Annotated in this window: 17 protein-coding genes and 1 pseudogene; 5 read left to right on the top strand and 13 right to left on the bottom strand. The window is 42.9% G+C overall.

From position 1 onward, the window contains the following. Positions 1–2 precede the first annotated feature (2 nt). Positions 3–917, top strand: coding sequence for a DUF6551 family protein (locus PGQ33_RS12995; protein ID WP_117592861.1), 915 nt, complete (start codon positions 3–5; stop codon positions 915–917). A gap of 477 nt (positions 918–1,394) precedes the next feature. Here PGQ33_RS12995 and PGQ33_RS12990 read toward each other — a convergent pair. The 9 genes and pseudogenes from PGQ33_RS12990 to PGQ33_RS12950 form a co-directional block, all read right to left on the bottom strand. After that, positions 1,395–2,246, bottom strand: a pseudogene (locus PGQ33_RS12990) (CpaF family protein); the annotation flags it as partial. Beyond that, entirely contained in the window at positions 2,221–3,147 is a 927-nt protein-coding gene (locus tag PGQ33_RS12985; RefSeq protein ID WP_270205859.1) for a hypothetical protein, read from the bottom strand. The pseudogene PGQ33_RS12990 and the gene PGQ33_RS12985, both read right to left, overlap by 26 nt. Before the next feature lie 319 nt (positions 3,148–3,466). Further along, a complete protein-coding gene (locus PGQ33_RS12980) occupies positions 3,467–3,673 on the bottom strand; it encodes a pro-sigmaK processing inhibitor BofA family protein (RefSeq protein WP_008375529.1) in 207 nt (68 codons plus the stop codon). Positions 3,674–3,809: 136 nt separating this feature from the next. Then, entirely contained in the window at positions 3,810–4,298 is a 489-nt protein-coding gene (locus PGQ33_RS12975) for a deoxycytidylate deaminase (protein WP_008375533.1), read from the bottom strand. Between the two features lie 11 nt (positions 4,299–4,309). Beyond that, a complete protein-coding gene (gene upp, locus PGQ33_RS12970; protein WP_022220333.1) occupies positions 4,310–4,939 on the bottom strand; it encodes a uracil phosphoribosyltransferase in 630 nt (209 codons plus the stop codon). Then, positions 4,921–6,459, bottom strand: coding sequence for an L-threonylcarbamoyladenylate synthase (locus PGQ33_RS12965; RefSeq protein ID WP_117559103.1), 1,539 nt, complete (start codon positions 6,457–6,459; stop codon positions 4,921–4,923). The genes upp and PGQ33_RS12965 overlap by 19 nt, the downstream gene beginning before the upstream one ends. Before the next feature lie 38 nt (positions 6,460–6,497). Beyond that, positions 6,498–7,241: an N-acetylmuramoyl-L-alanine amidase family protein gene (locus tag PGQ33_RS12960; RefSeq protein WP_270205858.1), complete on the bottom strand. Its 744-nt coding sequence runs from the start codon at positions 7,239–7,241 to the stop codon at positions 6,498–6,500. 75 nt (positions 7,242–7,316) lie between these two features. Further along, positions 7,317–9,176 (bottom strand): glycosyl hydrolase family 18 protein, encoded by a 1,860-nt coding sequence (locus tag PGQ33_RS12955; RefSeq protein WP_270205879.1) that lies wholly within the window; start codon positions 9,174–9,176, stop codon positions 7,317–7,319. 174 nt (positions 9,177–9,350) lie between these two features. Continuing rightward, positions 9,351–9,584, bottom strand: a complete 234-nt coding sequence (locus PGQ33_RS12950; protein ID WP_117559053.1) for a hypothetical protein — start codon at positions 9,582–9,584, stop codon at positions 9,351–9,353. 386 nt (positions 9,585–9,970) lie between these two features. Here PGQ33_RS12950 and PGQ33_RS12945 point away from each other — a divergent pair, with 386 nt between their 5' ends. Next, the gene (locus PGQ33_RS12945; protein ID WP_008375545.1) at positions 9,971–10,765 is read left to right on the top strand and encodes an adaptor protein MecA; all 795 of its coding nucleotides are present in this window, start codon (positions 9,971–9,973) and stop codon (positions 10,763–10,765) included. Positions 10,766–10,864: 99 nt separating this feature from the next. On the opposite strand, the gene PGQ33_RS12940 is transcribed toward PGQ33_RS12945, so the two are convergent. After that, the gene (locus PGQ33_RS12940) at positions 10,865–11,074 is read right to left on the bottom strand and encodes a DUF1858 domain-containing protein (RefSeq protein ID WP_022220329.1); all 210 of its coding nucleotides are present in this window, start codon (positions 11,072–11,074) and stop codon (positions 10,865–10,867) included. A gap of 233 nt (positions 11,075–11,307) precedes the next feature. Further along, positions 11,308–12,228 carry a C40 family peptidase gene (locus PGQ33_RS12935; RefSeq protein ID WP_117824589.1) on the bottom strand — a complete coding sequence of 307 codons (921 nt, stop codon included), beginning with the start codon at positions 12,226–12,228 and terminating at the stop codon, positions 11,308–11,310. Positions 12,229–12,546: 318 nt separating this feature from the next. On the opposite strand from PGQ33_RS12935, the gene PGQ33_RS12930 reads away from it, so the two are divergent. Next, the gene (locus PGQ33_RS12930; RefSeq protein ID WP_270205857.1) at positions 12,547–12,936 is read left to right on the top strand and encodes a Fur family transcriptional regulator; all 390 of its coding nucleotides are present in this window, start codon (positions 12,547–12,549) and stop codon (positions 12,934–12,936) included. Between the two features lie 155 nt (positions 12,937–13,091). Beyond that, entirely contained in the window at positions 13,092–13,637 is a 546-nt protein-coding gene (locus PGQ33_RS12925; RefSeq protein ID WP_008375550.1) for an NADH peroxidase, read from the top strand. Positions 13,638–13,778: 141 nt separating this feature from the next. Here the strand turns inward: PGQ33_RS12925 and PGQ33_RS12920 are convergent, their stop codons facing one another. Then, on the bottom strand, positions 13,779–15,374 hold the full coding sequence (locus tag PGQ33_RS12920) for a DEAD/DEAH box helicase (RefSeq protein WP_117559494.1): 1,596 nt from the start codon (positions 15,372–15,374) through the stop codon (positions 13,779–13,781). A gap of 329 nt (positions 15,375–15,703) precedes the next feature. On the opposite strand from PGQ33_RS12920, the gene trhA reads away from it, so the two are divergent. Further along, positions 15,704–16,357, top strand: a complete 654-nt coding sequence (gene trhA / locus PGQ33_RS12915) for a PAQR family membrane homeostasis protein TrhA (protein WP_117824587.1) — start codon at positions 15,704–15,706, stop codon at positions 16,355–16,357. 115 nt (positions 16,358–16,472) lie between these two features. Here trhA and PGQ33_RS12910 read toward each other — a convergent pair whose 3' ends face one another. Beyond that, positions 16,473–16,730 carry a GIY-YIG nuclease family protein gene (locus PGQ33_RS12910; RefSeq protein WP_173689179.1) on the bottom strand — a complete coding sequence of 86 codons (258 nt, stop codon included), beginning with the start codon at positions 16,728–16,730 and terminating at the stop codon, positions 16,473–16,475. Between the last annotated feature and the right edge of the window lie 18 nt (positions 16,731–16,748).

The raw sequence follows: 16,748 nt of genomic DNA, 5'->3' as shown, positions 1-16,748 counted from the left end.
TTATGGATGGAAATACCGAAGATTTACAAAAGTTTGTTCCCCAAGTGCATTTTGAGCAAATACCTATTAAAAATTTATGTTCAAATCAAGATTACCAACGTAATCTTTCTATCAAACACGTTCAGCGTGCTGCAGCTAATTTTGACCTTTATCAGATAAACCCTGTAAAAGTAAGTAGACGTGATGGGATAAATTATGTGTTCAACGGACAACACACTATAGAAATTGTCGCTCTCGTCTCTGGATCAAGAGAAACTCCTGTCTGGTGCATGGTTTATGATGATCTTGTTTACACTCAAGAAGCAGATATTTTTGCAAATCAGATGAAATATGTCAAATCGTTACTACCTTATGAAATATTCATGGCTAATATTGAAGCTGGTAATGATAGAGAACTTATTATTCGTGACCTTGTTGAATCATATGATCTCTCTATTACTTCTTCCTCTCGCCCCGGAGGTATATGTGCTGTATCCACTTTAATTAATATCTATGAAAAATATGGTTTTCACACTCTTGATCGTGTTTTACGCCTTTGCGTTGCCACATGGGAAGGCGCGCCTATGTCCTTTAGCTCCAATATGCTTAATGCTATTGCCCGTCTGGATAATGCTTATGGAGAAACAATGAAAGATGACACATTTAAAGAAAAAGTAGGACGTGTCTCTGTCAGAGAAATCAGTCGTACTGCCAGAGAACGTCGTGCCGGTTCATTAGGGTTTGCAGAAGCTCTTTTACTAGAATACAATAAAAAATCCAAGTATTCACTTCCTTTTGAGAAATTATACACTCATAAAACACCCAAAAAAAGAGAACAATCAACTGAAGATGAATCCGGTCAAAGTTCCACTCCAGAAGGTCAGTTAGATTTATTTTCTACGGATCAGGACAATACTCAGGCTCTGCCAAACGAATAGCGCAGAGCCTTCAGCCTTCGTTCTATCCATACTTTCAAAAGAATACCCTACTCTAAGACTCCCTTTCATGCAAGCACTATTTTATCTTATTCCAAATTCATCATCCGCTCCATCCGCCACCTTATATATGAATATCCATTCCAAATATTTGCTTTTACCGGATACTCTTTCCTGTAAACAAATACAGTGTGATATTTAACAAAATGCATTCTACACCAGTTATGTATATCCTTCATATATATGTTATTTATACCGTTCACCCACTGTTCTAAAAACCATATGTCTTTATCTGACAATAACTCCATTATGAACAGTACATTATAATATTGAATGACACCTACTCTCTTCCTTTCCTCTATTAACCTTTTACACAATAACCTATACTTAATGTTCATATCGTTCCTATGCCTTCCCTCTAATCTATATTTTCCATCCTTATATACGTTATATATATAATTGTTATATAGTACATATAAATGCCTGTAACATATCCAGTGCTTCTTCTCCTCTGACTTCACCGACAATAATCCTCTCCGGTCGCATCCGGAGCGCTGTCCTGATCAGATCACGGATATTGATTTCGCCTGTTCCTTCTACATTTGCATTCCGTGCTTCAAGCCGCACCAGATTTGGAATCCCTGTGATCTGCAGTTCCGCGCTGTCCTCAATGGTAATAATACGTTCTTCTTTCGGAATAAAATCCGACAATACATTCAGAAAGGTTGTCTTTCCTGATCCTGTCCCTCCGCTGATAAAAATGTTATACTTTGCCTTCACGGCCTGGATCAGCATTGCTGCCGCTTCTTTTCCGATAGAACCTGTGTCGATCATCGTCTCCATCGTAATCCTGCTTTTTGGAAACTTTCTGATCGTGACGATCGGTCCATTGAGCGCAACCGGCGGCAGTACCACATTTACTCTGGATCCATCCTCCAGTCTCGCATCTACGATCGGTGTTGCCTCATTGACAACCCTGTTACAGCCTGCTACCATCTGCTGAACCACATCTTCAAGCTTTCCCTTTGAAAGGAACTTTTTATCGGTTTCATAAATCCTTCCGTTACGCTCGATGAAAATCGGCTGCGTTCCATTGATCATAATTTCCGTAATCTCTTCATCCTCGATCAGCTCCTGCAAGATATCCAGCTTCCTGAACGCGTTAAAAAGCTCTCTCCCGAGAATTGCCTTTTCTCCAAGCGGAATGAACTCTTCTTTCGATTTTTCTTCCAGTATCCTGTGGATCAGTTCCAGCAGCTCTTCATCGCTTGCTTCCTTCGACAGATCCATCTGCGCCAGAATTTCTTCATGAAGTTGTTCTGCCCTCCGCATAGAAGAACCTCTTTTCTGTACTTTCTTTTAATAACTCAACTGTTTCTTTTACTGTCTGACGTATATTTTTCCCCATATTGATATACATGGTACGCGACTCCAGCTCCTGATACCGCAGTACCTTCAACATATGCTGGTACTGCGCAATTTTTGCCATCGCATATACATCCTCCGCACACGGCATGAGAATCTGGTCACACAGCCTTAACAGCTGAAACACATCCTCCATCCCATTTCCGATATCCAGAATGATCACGCTGTATACACTTTGGCTGATCAGTCTTTCAAATAGAGTTTTCCATTCCTCTGTATGCACAGCACGAAGATCTGTCCATACTTTCATTGGCGGGATATAGTCCAGATCACCCATTCTTTTTACCATGGATGCAATCCGTATCCCGATATCATCTCTTTCCTGTTTTGCATAGTAAAGAACATTTGCCAGATCAGGAGCATCCTGATCCCGGAAATATCCTCCCATGCCTGCATAGGTTTCCAGATTCAGATACAGCACGTCCTCTGACTGTGCCAGTGCTTTCCCAAGTTTCAGTGAAAACGTTGTCTTTCCAATTCTGTGAATCGGTGAATATACTCCAAGGATTCTTCCATTTCCGTTATCCGCACACGATCCCGGAAACTTCTCCTCCTGAAGGCCTTTTAAAATCCCGGTCATCAGTCCGTCAACCGGCTGATATTTCCGAAGCTCCGTTTCCTCCTCTCCCAGATCCACACAATGCTGTCTCGTCAGAATAATTCTCTTCCCGGCAAAAATCTGCTTTCTTTTTTCATATGGAACATCCTCACTGATCAACAATACCTTTATCAGACCAATCTTCAGTAACTCCTGTACCATTTCCGGCGACGAACAGATTCGCACTCCTGCTGTCACCTCTTTTTTCAAAAGCAGCGCCTCCGCAAGTCTTCTGACATACTCTTCTTCTGGATCACAAATTAAAATTTCTCTGTCGATTCTTTGCTCTGCTCCTTTCCGGCATGTCCGCCCTTTTTCTTTCAAACTTTGAATCAAATGCCGAATGGCATATGACGGAACACGTTTGCATTCCTTTTTTGACACAGTATTTATCAGAATATAAATACTGCTGAAACTGATTTTTTGATTTTCTAACTTATTGCTTTGCCTCTCTTGTAAGACGTATTATATGCGCCACTTTTCCCTTTGTCCATAGCTTTAAACCAGAAAAAAACGTTTTGCGCAACACCTACATAAACTGATAAAACATAATCCCATAAAGCATGGCAACTCCCGGAATTCCAAGACATCCGGACACAAAAAATGACAGGACATTTAGTCCGACAGAAACAGGAATGTTTCTATAGTCCATCCATTGATTGACCAGAAAAATACTGCCCATTCCTGTCAAAGCCCTGACAATAAAGTTTATCTGCCATGATCCTCTTCTTTTCATGCTCCGCCACCTCCTGCTCTATCTTATGAACTTTTTCACACAGATATGTTTTTTACCTTTGAAAAGAAGTTCCTATGGAATAAAAAAGAGTGCCACTGTCTGCACTTCGCAGTCCAATGGCACTTCCCCATATCTTTTATAATTCAATTTCCACTTTTCGCCCGGTCCGGTGATACTGATGGTATCGCACCCCGGCACAGTCAAACATCATTTTAGATGCTTTTACAGAAGTTGTATCTGCATACTTGTCTGAATCATAGATTACTTCTTTGATTCCACTCTGAATGATCGCTTTTGCGCATTCATTGCACGGAAAAAGCGATACATAAAGTTTGGCTCCTTCAAGACTTCCTCCACTGTAATTCAAGATTGCATTCAGTTCACTGTGTACGGTGTATACATACTTTGTCTTCAGCGGATCCTCACCTTCCCGTTCCCACGGAAATTCATCATCCGAACAGCCTCGTGGCAGACCGTTGTATCCCATTGACAGAATTTTGTTATCTGCACTTACGATACAGCATCCCACCTGGGTATTCGGATCTTTTGACCGTCTTCCCGAGAGAATGGCAACTCCCATAAAATATTCATCCCAGGAAATATAATCCTGTCTTTTTCCACTCATGATCGTTTCCTCTATTTTGTTCCGAAAATACGGTCTCCGGCATCTCCGAGCCCCGGAACAATATATCCATGTTCATTTAACTTTTCATCCAATGCTCCAATATACACTTCAACATCCGGATGAGCTTCCTGAAGCTTCTTTACTCCTTCCGGTGCTGCAATAATACACATAAAACGGATATTTTTTACGCCTCTGTTCTTCAGCATCTGGATCGCTGCGATACAGGATCCTCCCGTAGCAAGCATCGGATCTACTACAAATACTTCTCTTTCTTCACAGTCAGCCGGAAGTTTGCAGTAGTATTCTACCGGTTCAAGAGTTTCCGGATCACGAAACAAACCGATATGACCTACTTTTGCAGCCGGAATCATCGCAAGCATACCTTCTACCATTCCAAGTCCTGCTCTCAGGATCGGAACAACAGCAAGCTTCTTTCCTGCAAGCTCTTTTGCTGTCATCTTGCAGATCGGTGTCTGGATCTCGACATCCTGTAATTTCAGATCTCTGGTTGCCTCATAGCACATCAGCATTGCGATCTCACCGATCATCATTCTGAAATCCTTTGAACCTGTTTCCTCTCTTCTGATAATCCCGATTTTGTGCTGAATCAGCGGATGATCCATTACGTGTACATTTGACATTTGTTTTTTGCCTCCTCGTTTAACTTATTGGCAAGTTTTTTGACATACCCCTGGATCAGCTCATACATCTGCTCATACTGTTCCTGTGTCTGACCATATACAGACGGAATCTCTTTGCTTCCATTTACAAATTCACATAGTGTATAAACCTGTCCTTTTCCCGGATAATCATTCTGTATCTTTTGTTTGATACTGTCCTGCATTGCCAGAACAAGCGTATCTTCCCCAAATTCCTCTTCTGATAATGCAACAGTCTCATATCCTTCTGTCTCAATATGATGTCTCGCCAGAAGTTCTTCTGCTCTCGGATTCAGTGGCTCCGGGAAGAGAACCACAAGTCCCCTCGCACACACCTCGTATTCCTGGAAAAGCGGCTGCTTTTTCAGAATTGCTGCTGCGATCGGAGCACGACAGTTCGCGCTGTTGCTCACAAATACGATCCTGCGGTAATCCTGAAGCTTCGTGATCTCAGATGCCTGCAGTACATGATGTCCTGCTGCTTTGCCCAGCCGGTTCATGATCGCAGTTCCGATACCTGCCTCCGGAAATGCTTCACTGTAAATGTAATCAACTTCCTCTTCATCAAATTCACGTAGGACTTTATAAAGGTTTCTCGCAACCGTCTTTTCATTCACACGGGAACCTATGCATTTTACTACACCGGTCGTATACTGATCAACCGATTCATTAGACGCAATGATCCCCACCTTATATCCAAGTCTTACCTGCTCGTAAGCAATCTGCTTGATCGCCCGAACAGTCTCTTCAGGCTCTCCGTCGACAATGATCATCTCTGCCTTCGGCGCGTAGTGACGGTACTTCATTCCCGGTGCTTTCGGTGCTTTTGTGCTGTTCTCTGAAATCAAAGTTTCATCCACAGCCACCTCACCGATCACTTCACTTAACATCTCTTTTGTGATCGCTCCCGGTCTCAGGATCATCGGTGGAGTCACCGTCATATCCAGAATCGTAGACTCTACTCCGATATCTACACTTCCTCCATCCAGGATCATCTCGATCTTGCCACTTAAATCCTCTGCCACATGCTGTGCTGTCGTCGGGCTCGGTCTTCCGGATGTGTTGGCACTTGGTGCTGATACATATCCGCCTCCTGCAAGGATCAGTTCACGGGCAATCTCATCATCCGGCATACGCACAGCGACCGTTTCCAGACCACCGGTTGTTCCTAGCGGAACTTTTTCGTTCTTATTGAAAATCATCGTAAGTGGCCCTGGCCAGAAATGTGCCGCGATCTCATCTACAATAAGTGGTACAGATTCAACGATCGCACCCAGATCCTCCAGTCTCGCAATATGGACGATAAGCGGGTTGTCTGACGGGCGTCCTTTTGCTGCATAGGTCTTTTTCGCTGCCTCCTCATCAAGCGCATTTGCCCCCAGTCCGTAGACTGTCTCTGTCGGAAATGCCACCAGACCGCCGTTCTTCAGGATTGAACCGGCTTCTTCCATAATCACCTGATCTATTTGGTTTCTGTCTATTTTTTTTATTATTGTTTCCATGTGTTTCATTATAGCATTATCCACATGGCATGGCAATTTTAATTTCCATACTCGTTCAGGTATTCCAGACATTTTGCGATTCCTTTTGCAACAGCTTCTGCAACCTGCTTCTGATATTCTTCTCCCGACAATTTTTCTGCCTCTTCCGGATTAGTCAGAAAGCCGCATTCCACGATCACCGTAGGCACTTTTGTCCGCCTCAGAAGATAATAGGTCTCATTTGCTTTTGCCTGCCTGTGATTTTCCGGATCAATCTCCTGCAAACTTTCCTGCAGGATCTTCGCAACAGCCTCTCCTTCCCGGGAATGGCTGTAATAAAACACCTGCGCTCCATGAATTTCCGGGTCTTCATAGCTGTTCTGATGGATACTCACTGTAAGGACAGGTTTCGTCTCGTTGATCATCTTCACTCTTGCCTGCATATCTTCTGTCTTTTTACTTCCGTCTCCTGTTGTTACAAGCCCTTTATCCTCTTTTCTTGTAAGCTCTGCTGTTATCTTTTCCTTTTCCAGACATTTTTTCACTTTCTTAGTAATTGCCAGATTGATATCCTTTTCCAGAAGGTTATTCAGCCCGATTTTTCCCGGATCACTTCCCCCGTGTCCTGCATCCAGGATTACCTGAGCCTGCTTTGCCTCCACCTGATCCGCCTCGGTATACCTGCTTAATGTATAGCTGCCATAAATACATCCCGTCAGTAAAATAAGAGCCAGAATCCACTTTATTTTGCTCTTGAAAATAGTTTTCCCCCTTTTTACCATTTCACTGATTTTTTTATTCAAAAAAAGAGCCTCCTGCATATATTTTTACAAATATATGCATGGAAAGCTCTTTTCTATACCTTTCTCATTATGTAATCAGTTTACATATTTCTGAATCAGATCCCAGATATCGGAAGTCTCAAATCCAAGTTTCCATGCCGCCGTTCCTGCCAGATTATTGTCCTTCATAAGTCCGAGTTTGACTTCAAGTGAAGAAGCATCCTCCAGCCAGATCCTGTAGGTTGAATCGTTATCTCCCTGCCACTCTGCATAGTTCTGCTTCGCCGTATCATCCCATGTCACAGTTGCTCCGGCTTCGCTTACCCGCTGTGCCGCTTCTTCCATGCCAAGTGCTTCGCTGGTAACTTTCATTGAATAGCTTTCAGCCTCGGTTCCCTGATCTTCCGCACGCTCTTCGTCCGTCTTCGGTGTCTCATTCCACAGCCTTGTATAGAATGGCACTGCATTGATCACCTTATCTGCCGGTACATCCCGCAGGGTTTCTTCAATTCCCTCTTTTACATAATTGTAAGATGCCACAGAACCTGCTTCATAGGAACCGGCAAAATGTTCATCATATCCCATAATGATCACATAGTCTGCCATAACCCCCTGTTCTTCTCTGTGATAATGTGTGTTATAACCCTTCGGCACATAATTATCTACAGAAAGGACCAGATTGTTCACCCGGCACAGCACAGAAAGCTCCCGGATAAACTGAATGTAATGATCTCCGACATCCGTCGGTATCTGTTCAAAATCCACATTAATTCCGTCAATTCCATTCTGAAGTGCTGCATTTACCAGCTGATTCTCCAGATTCTCCCTGCTTGAAGTATGACTGAGCAGCTCCATATCGTCTACATTCTGGTCGAAATTATCAACCAGCGCCCATACTTCCATTCCACACTGATGTGCATAATCCACATAGTCTGTACTTGCAATGGAACTGATATTTCCGGAATTATCCGTTACACTGAACCATGTAGGGGAAATCGTATTGAGTCCTTTTGTAGCTGCAAGCGCATCTTCAATCCCTTCGTTGGCAGATTCACTTGTGACCTGATGCCATACCAGATTGATCTTGTAATCTTTCTTGATTCCTGTATAATCCGGTTCCTCAAATTCTCTTGAGATTGTCTCTTTCTTGGCATCCTTCAGCTTTGACTTCTGAATATACCCGACAATTCCGGACTTTGTACAGACTTTTTTCCAGTCACTTACATCTTCAAGAACCGTAAGCTTATCTCCCTTTTTCACTTCTTCGAGCACCGGACTTTTTACACCTCCCAGAATCCTTACCTGGGAATCATCCTTAACCTTTGCCGTCTGACGCTCTCCAAACTTACTGGTGATCACGACTCTTGCCGGATCTTTATAAACTTCGTAGTCAAAATTTGCATATTTCTGCAGGAAATCCAGTGCAATATATGCTGTATCTCCTTCTGTCTTTACAATTGTATAATCCTCACTGTTCACAGTATCTGAAACAGAATAATCCTTACTGTCTGCCGCTACCTTTACCATATCTCTCGGCAGTGTATACAAAAGTATATGCTCATTGGAATCCCAGTAAAAACGATCGCTGATATAATCCTGTACAAAGTTATAAGACAGATATGCAGTTCCGCCTTCTGTAATTGCCTGAGCATCCAGTACCTCGTTGTTGATCGTTACACCCATCTGCGACTTTGCCGTAATTCCAAAATATTTATTCAAATCATAGGTTTCTTTTGTCGGCCCATACTTTATCCAGTATATTGTTCCACCGGCAAGCCCAATGACAACTATAAAGATCACCAGCAATGCAATACACACGTTTCTGACACGGCGACGTCTTTTTCTTGCTCTTCTCCGTCTCTGATAACCTACGCCCGGATCCTCGTATCTTGCCGCAGCTTTTCTTGCTGCCGCAGCTTTGCGTCTGCGCTCTCTTTCCCTTTGCTCATTGGTCATTCTTCTTTCGTCCACATGACACCTCCTGTTTGCAGCATATTTTCACAGCTTAACTAAGCTTGTAATATGCGCATACTTTAGGTTATTATACCACATATATCTGACATTTGTACACATCTGAAAACTATTTCCATTCCCCACAGGTCATGTCCTGGCGAGGGGGCTCTGCTTTTTTCATTCCACCTGTGAATGGTCTGTTCCTATACTGTTAAAATCCAGTTCCCGGATCATTCCCTGTTCATCCAGAATATAATCCCGCATATAATTACTTTCTTCTCTTACCATATGCGCTGACACGATCTGAAGCGGACTTGCCGGAAAGCCATTCATCTGCATCCGGACACCGCTACGCTCATAATTTGTCAGTTCCGTAAATAAATCCTGATACTTTTTCTCTTGCTCGTCCATATTTCCCCCTTGAGTCAGACAGTTTTTACGGCAAAAAGCGACCATAAGGCAACACTTGTGATATATTACTTCTCCTGTGCTTTTTCCGATGACAAGAAAATGATCACTGTCCATACTTCGGTTCAATTGTTAGGTTCTGTTGATAAATCGTCTGATATGACCTGAATGTACTTGATTCTGTACGCTGTGTGCGAAATGCGTATGATAAATTCAAGATTTGTGCGATTGACTGGTCTGTCTTATTTTCCTGTAACGCCATTATAAGAAAGAGTTTATAAAAAAGCAAGCATTTTTTATTTTTTATTTTGTTTACATCGTTCCGTTTTTTGTTTATACTATTAGTAATTGTTCAGATAGATTTTTGATTGAATAGGAAGTGATACTTTATGAAGATAGAAAAGATAAATGATAATCAGATCCGCTGCACACTTACCCGTGATGATCTCGCCCAGAGACAGTTAAAGCTCAGCGAGCTTGCTTACGGCTCCGAGAAGGCAAAGTCTTTATTCCGCGAGATGATGCAGCAGGCCGCTTCTGAATTTGGATTCGAAAGCGACAATCTGCCACTGATGATCGAAGCAATCCCGACCGCCGGTGATTCTATCGTTCTGAATATAACCAAAGTTGATGATCCGGATGAACTGGATACCCGTTTTTCCAGATTCACACCTACTCCTGCGGACGAAGCTGCTGATAAGCACAAATCCGTGCTGGAACATCTGAAAAAGCTTGACGGAGCCGAAGATTTTCTCGACATTCTCCGCCAGATGAAAGAGGCTGTATCCCAGCTCCCGGAGAACCCGGAAGCACTTGCCGATACTCCGGTCCAGGAACAGGCTCCTGCTTCAGAAGCCAAAGAAGCAGCTCCTGCTGAACCTTCTGTTCCACCGGTCCGGCTTTTCTCTTTCTCAAGACTTGACAGTGTAATTCATGCCAGTCATTTTTTAGCTGAGATGTATGATGGTCCGAACACACTTTACAAGGATGAAGCAGAGAACATGTACATCCTGACACTTGCACAGGGAGAGCATCCGTCTTCTGATTTTAACCGTATCTGTAATATGCTCTCCGAGTATGGTTCACCGGAACAGGGTGGTGGTATATCACTTGCATTTCTGGAAGAACACTGTGATATGATCCTTGCCAAAAACGCAATACAGACTCTGACTTCATTTAAATAACAGACAAATCCACAATTTTTAACTTGGCGAAAAAAGACGGGGACGGCAGATTAATGATCTGTCGTCCCCGTTAAATTATATCTTTTATTTATTCACGGTCTATGCTTCAGCTGCTAAGAGTGCGTTGATCTTTGCGATAAGAAGATCTGCATCAATTCCATGAACCATTGCTGCTTCTTCAAGAGACTCACCCTGTGAAGCCGGGCATCCAAGACAATGCATTCCAACTTCCATAAGAACCGGTGCTGTCTGTGGAGCTACCTGAAGTAATTCGCCAATTGTCATTGTTTTTGTTACTTCGACTGCCATCTTTCTTCCTCCTTTGCTTTTCGTATCCCTTATTATAATACCATTTATCCCAAAAAACAACCTTAATATCCGACTGTATTGCTCGGATATTAAGGTTTCTTTGCTTTTGTAAAATATTTTCCCCCGTTTTCCACAAAAAACGTATGTTTTTATGTGGACAATGTGGATAACCCACAAATATTCAGCATTTTCACATTTTTCAAATGCCTGCTTTCACTGGTGTTTCCAAGCTTTTACACGATTCTTCTTACTGAAAGAATTGTCGTATAAGTCGCCGGTGAAATCCCGATTCCCTGTTCCGGGTTCTGTGCATTGACGATCTGACCGTTCCCAATATAAATTCCGATGTGGCCATCATAACAGATCAGATCTCCCGGCATCGCCTGATCATAGCTTACCTCCACGCCTGCATTAATCTGGTCATACGTTGTCCGTGGAAGACTGATTCCAAAATGCGCAAATACTGATTGTACAAATCCGGAACAGTCTGCCCCATCTGTCAGACTTGTGCCGCCCCAGACATACGGATTCCCAATGAACTGGCATGCATAATCAACGATCGCCTGTCCATTTGACGCCGGTTGTGCGGAAACTTCGGTAGTCTCCGTCTGCTGTACATTTTCCTGGACTTCCTGCGTCATCTGCGCTTCTTCGGATTCCCTGGACACTGCATAGTTAAATGCTTCTGCTTCTTCTTTTCCTTCCTGCTGCGCTTCCGTTACCAGATTCTCCGCATACGTCTGCGCCTCTGCTCCTGTCAGTATATATTCTGTTTTTACATATCCGGTGACATCTCCCGATTCAACTGCCGTCCATTCTCCCACAGGACCTGTGATCTTCGCCGCGTATCCCGGATACAGCTTTCCGACATATTCACTTTCCTTCGTCGGTTCGCTTCTGACATACAGAAAACTTGTTACATTGGCAAATGCCATATCTAAATACTCACCCTTATTTTCCGGTACCAGATAATCCTCAGCTTTAATCTCCCTGTTCTGAGAATAAAGATCATTCAATACCGCTTCTATCCCTACGCCCGGCATCTTTGCAGCTTCTGCGGTGTCTCCATCTGCTGCCATAACCGAAATTCCCGGAGATACTGTCATCCCCAGAAAAGTAACTAGGAACAATCCTTTTTTTAGATTTGAATGCATAAATCTCCCTCCTTCATGTATTCTTATCTTTTGTAAATATTACAGAATTGTTACATTTGTTACGGTGATATTATATCAATCAAATTTCACATTGTCAAGTTTTCCTCAGTTATTTCGTAGTACACAGTTCTACACCGTTCTTTATACACTTTGTTTTTTCGTCATATTTGTTACAAATTATTACATCTCGCTTAACAGTATTTCCATTTTTTATTCTTTTATTCAATATACAATTTTTTATTGACATTATAAGAATATTATTATAATATGATTTTAGTAATTATTATTATTATTATCTATTTGTAGGAGGTGACATCAATGGCAAGTTTAAAATACAGCAGACAGCGTGAGGCAATTAAGGATTATCTTTCCTCTGTTACAACACATCCAACAGCAGATACTGTATATATGCATATCAAAGAAGAATTTCCAAATATCAGTCTCGGAACCGTTTACCGCAATTTAAATCTGCTTGCCGACATAGGCGAGGCAATTAAAATTACAACACCCGATGGCGGCGATCGTTTTGATGCACGTACCAATCCGCATTATCATTTCTATTGCAAGTGCTGCAAGCGAATGATTGATATGGATTTTGATCACATGGATAAGATCAACCATCTCGCATCCGAAAGTTTCGATGGTCAGATTGAATCACACACCATGCTTTTCTACGGTATCTGCGGTGATTGTTTAAAAAAGTCCTGACTATGTAGTATAAATTCAGAAATTTTGAAAAAACTTATCAATTATAGTTGACAAAGATGGATGTATATGTTATCTTAATATCAGTAACAGTTACTAATATTGCTAACTAAAAGAAATCAAATATACTATCAAAAAAAGAAAAGGAGATTATTATTATGAAGAAATTTGTTTGTACAGTATGTGGTTATGTATACGAAGGCGAAGCAGCACCGGAGAAATGTCCAGTATGTGGCGTAGGCGCTGACAAGTTCACAGAAGTAAAAGAAGGCGAAAGAGAATGGGCTGCAGAGCATGTAGTTGGAGTAGCTAAAGGCGTAAGCGAAGACATCCTTGCCGACCTCAGAGCAAACTTTGAAGGTGAATGTTCAGAAGTAGGAATGTATCTTGCAATGGCAAGAGTAGCTCACAGAGAAGGCTATCCGGAAATCGGACTTTACTGGGAAAAAGCTGCTCACGAAGAAGCAGAACACGCTGCTAAATTCGCAGAACTTCTTGGCGAAGTTGTAACAGACAGCACAAAGAAGAACCTTGAAATGAGAGTAGAAGCAGAACACGGTGCAACAGCAGGCAAATTTGACCTTGCAAAACGTGCAAAAGCTGCAAACCTCGATGCGATCCATGACACAGTTCATGAAATGGCAAGAGACGAAGCAAGACACGGAAAAGCATTCGAAGGATTACTCAAACGCTACTTTGGCTAAGCTACAAGCCGAGCAGGGATAAATAGAAGAGCCCCTGGAAGAACGAATTTATTCATTCTTCCAGGGGCTCTTCTATTTATCCCTATTAGGCGACAGCCTACAGCGAGAAGTAGCGCAGCGCATTCGAGCTGGCTCGACCTCCTATTTCTGGTTCGCCGGCTCCACAGCCACCGTCTTCCCTTTAATTTTCACATTCTTCATCGCGTTCAGTACCTCACGGGCATATTCCCTCGGCACCTCAACAAATGTATACTTATCATACATATCAATCGTTCCGATCAGCTTTCCATCCATTCCGCTTTCCCCGGCGATCGCACCAAGAATATCTCCCGGACGTACTCTCTGCTTCTTACCAATATTGATGAACAGACGTACCATTCCGTCCTCACCTGCACCGGTATCTCCAAATTCCCAGTCATTTTCCTCTGTAGTTTTATTATCCTCTGTCATTCCACAGCAGATCTTCAAAAATGCTGCTGCCATATCCATCGCTGTAAATTCAGAATTATTGACACGTTCTTCGATGGCATTGATCATCATGTCCAGATCTTCCTGCTCGATCACACGCTCCACATCATCCAGAATATTTTCCATCTTAGTATTCGCAACGTCATTCAGTGACGGAACTTTCTGTGCATAGATCTTCGTCTTGCAGTATCTCTGGATCTCTTTCAGTTTGTAAACTTCTTTTCCTGATACGAAAGAAAATGCTCTTCCTTCGCGTCCTGCGCGTCCGGTACGCCCGATACGGTGTACATAATATTCATCATCCTGCGGGAGATCATAATTAAATACTGCTTCCACTTCATCTACATCAATTCCACGGGCCGCCACATCCGTCGCTACCAGGATCTCTGTCTTACCGGTCCGAAAGCCCTGCATCACGCGGTCTCTCTGTTCCTGCTTCATATCCCCGTGAAGTCCTGCTGCAAAATATCCGCGTCCGAGAAGTGCATTTACCAGAAGATCCACCTGCTTTTTCGTATTACAGAATACAACCGAAAGCCTTGGTGAATAAATATCAAGAAGTCTGGAAAGAACTTCCTCTTTCTTCTTCGGCTTTACATCATAATAATACTGCTCAATATTCGGAACAGTCAGTTCCTTTTTTGTAACTTTGATCACTTTTGCGTTATTCTGGAATTTCTTCGTAATCTCCATGATCGGCTTCGGCATGGTTGCTGAGAAAAGCACGGTCTGACGCTCCTCAGGAACACCACTTAATACAAATTCGATATCCTCACGGAATCCCATGTTCAGCATTTCATCTGCTTCATCAAGCACAACCGTGTGTACAAAATCCAGCTTCATCGTCTTTCTGCGCATGTGGTCCATCACACGCCCCGGAGTTCCGATGACGATCTGTGTTCCACTCTTTAAGGAACGGATCTGCTTTACGATATCCTGTCCTCCATAAATCGGCAGAACCTTAATTCCATGCATATATCTGGACAGGTTGCGGATCTCGTCTGCCACCTGGATTGCAAGCTCTCTGGTCGGGCAGAGAACGATCGCTTGCAGCTTTTTCAGCTTCGGGTCTACCTTTTCCAGAATCGGGATTCCAAATGCTGCGGTCTTACCGGTTCCGGTCTGTGCCTGCCCGATCAAATCGATCCCGCTAATCATTGCCGGAATTGCCTTTGCCTGAATCGGTGAAGCCTCCTCAAATCCCATGTATCTTACTGCTTTCTGAATCTCTTCCGAAAGTCCCATTTCTTCAAATCTAACTGTTTCCATCCATTATCCTTTCTATTAAATACATTACCAATTACAAATATGACCTTAAACTCCATCATATAAAATCTGCCAGGGCGCATTCTCGCGCCTGCGGCGGTCGCTTGCGCCAACTTCCTTATCCGTCGCAATGCACAATAAAAAACTCCTTACTTGGTGACAATACAAGTAAAGAGCATCGTAACATTCGCGTTATATTCTAACAAATAATTTTTAAAAAGTCAATTTTCACTTGCATTTTATGCATAAACGGTATAATATACTCATATACTTAATGTAGTATTGATTACTACGTGTAATGGTTTTAATTATTCATCTCTAAGGAGGGATTTATGATGAAAAAGAAACATATTAAAGATCCAGGAAGTGCAATCACACATTTTATCGGCATGCTGATGGCAATTTTTGCCGCATTTCCACTTTTAATAAAAGCAGCCCACGAACCGAGCCGGATTTACCTGATCTCGCTTGCAATCTATGCAGTCAGCCTGATTCTTTTATACGCCGCAAGCACAACCTACCATACCTTTGATCTTTCCGAACGTGTCAACACGATCCTGAAAAAGATCGACCATATGATGATCTTCGTACTGATCGCCGGAAGCTACACACCGATCTGCCTGCTGGTACTGGAACGCAGAACCGGACTTATCATGCTCGCACTTGTATGGGGTATTGCAATCACCGGAATTATTATTAAAGGGTTCTGGGTATTCTGCCCGAAATGGGTATCCTCCGTCCTCTACATTAGTATGGGATGGATCTGTGTCCTCGCATTCAGTCAGATCCTCAACAATCTGACACGTACAGAATTTGGATGGCTTCTCGCCGGCGGAATCATTTACACAATCGGCGGTGTGATCTATGCACTGAAGCTTCCGATTTTCAACAGTAAGCATAAGAATTTCGGCAGCCACGAAATCTTCCACCTCTTCGTGATGGGCGGAAGTGCATGCCACTTTGTTGTAATGTATTCTTTATTGTAAACCTTGCATCCTCGAAAAATCCAGAAATCTCGCCCCACTAAAGCTGCGAAAGTAATTTTTTATTCTGCACAAAATGCCGACAGGAGAAGCTAATCTGCTTCTCCTGTTTCATGCCTTACTGCCCCGTCTCTTTATAGTTCATCACCAGTCCAAGCTTCGCCCTCCGCGTCATATGCTTGATCGCATACTCCCGCCGCATCGCCTCTTCCTTCGTCTCAAACTGTTCCAGATACACCAGCTCTACCGGTCTCCGGGATCTGGTGTATTTTGCGCCTTTCCCGGCATTATGCGCTTCCAGACGCTTCTCAATATCATTCGTCCACCCGGTGTATAATGTTTCATCCTTGCATTTTAAAATATATGTATAATTCATCGCTTCAAAGAGGGACTA

The organism is Coprococcus sp. AM100_B19A, from assembly GCF_027662015.1.
Classification (GTDB): domain Bacteria; phylum Bacillota; class Clostridia; order Lachnospirales; family Lachnospiraceae; genus Allocoprococcus; species Allocoprococcus comes.
The sequence above is the reverse complement of the archived record's forward strand: the minus strand, read 5'-3'. Positions and strand labels throughout refer to the sequence as shown.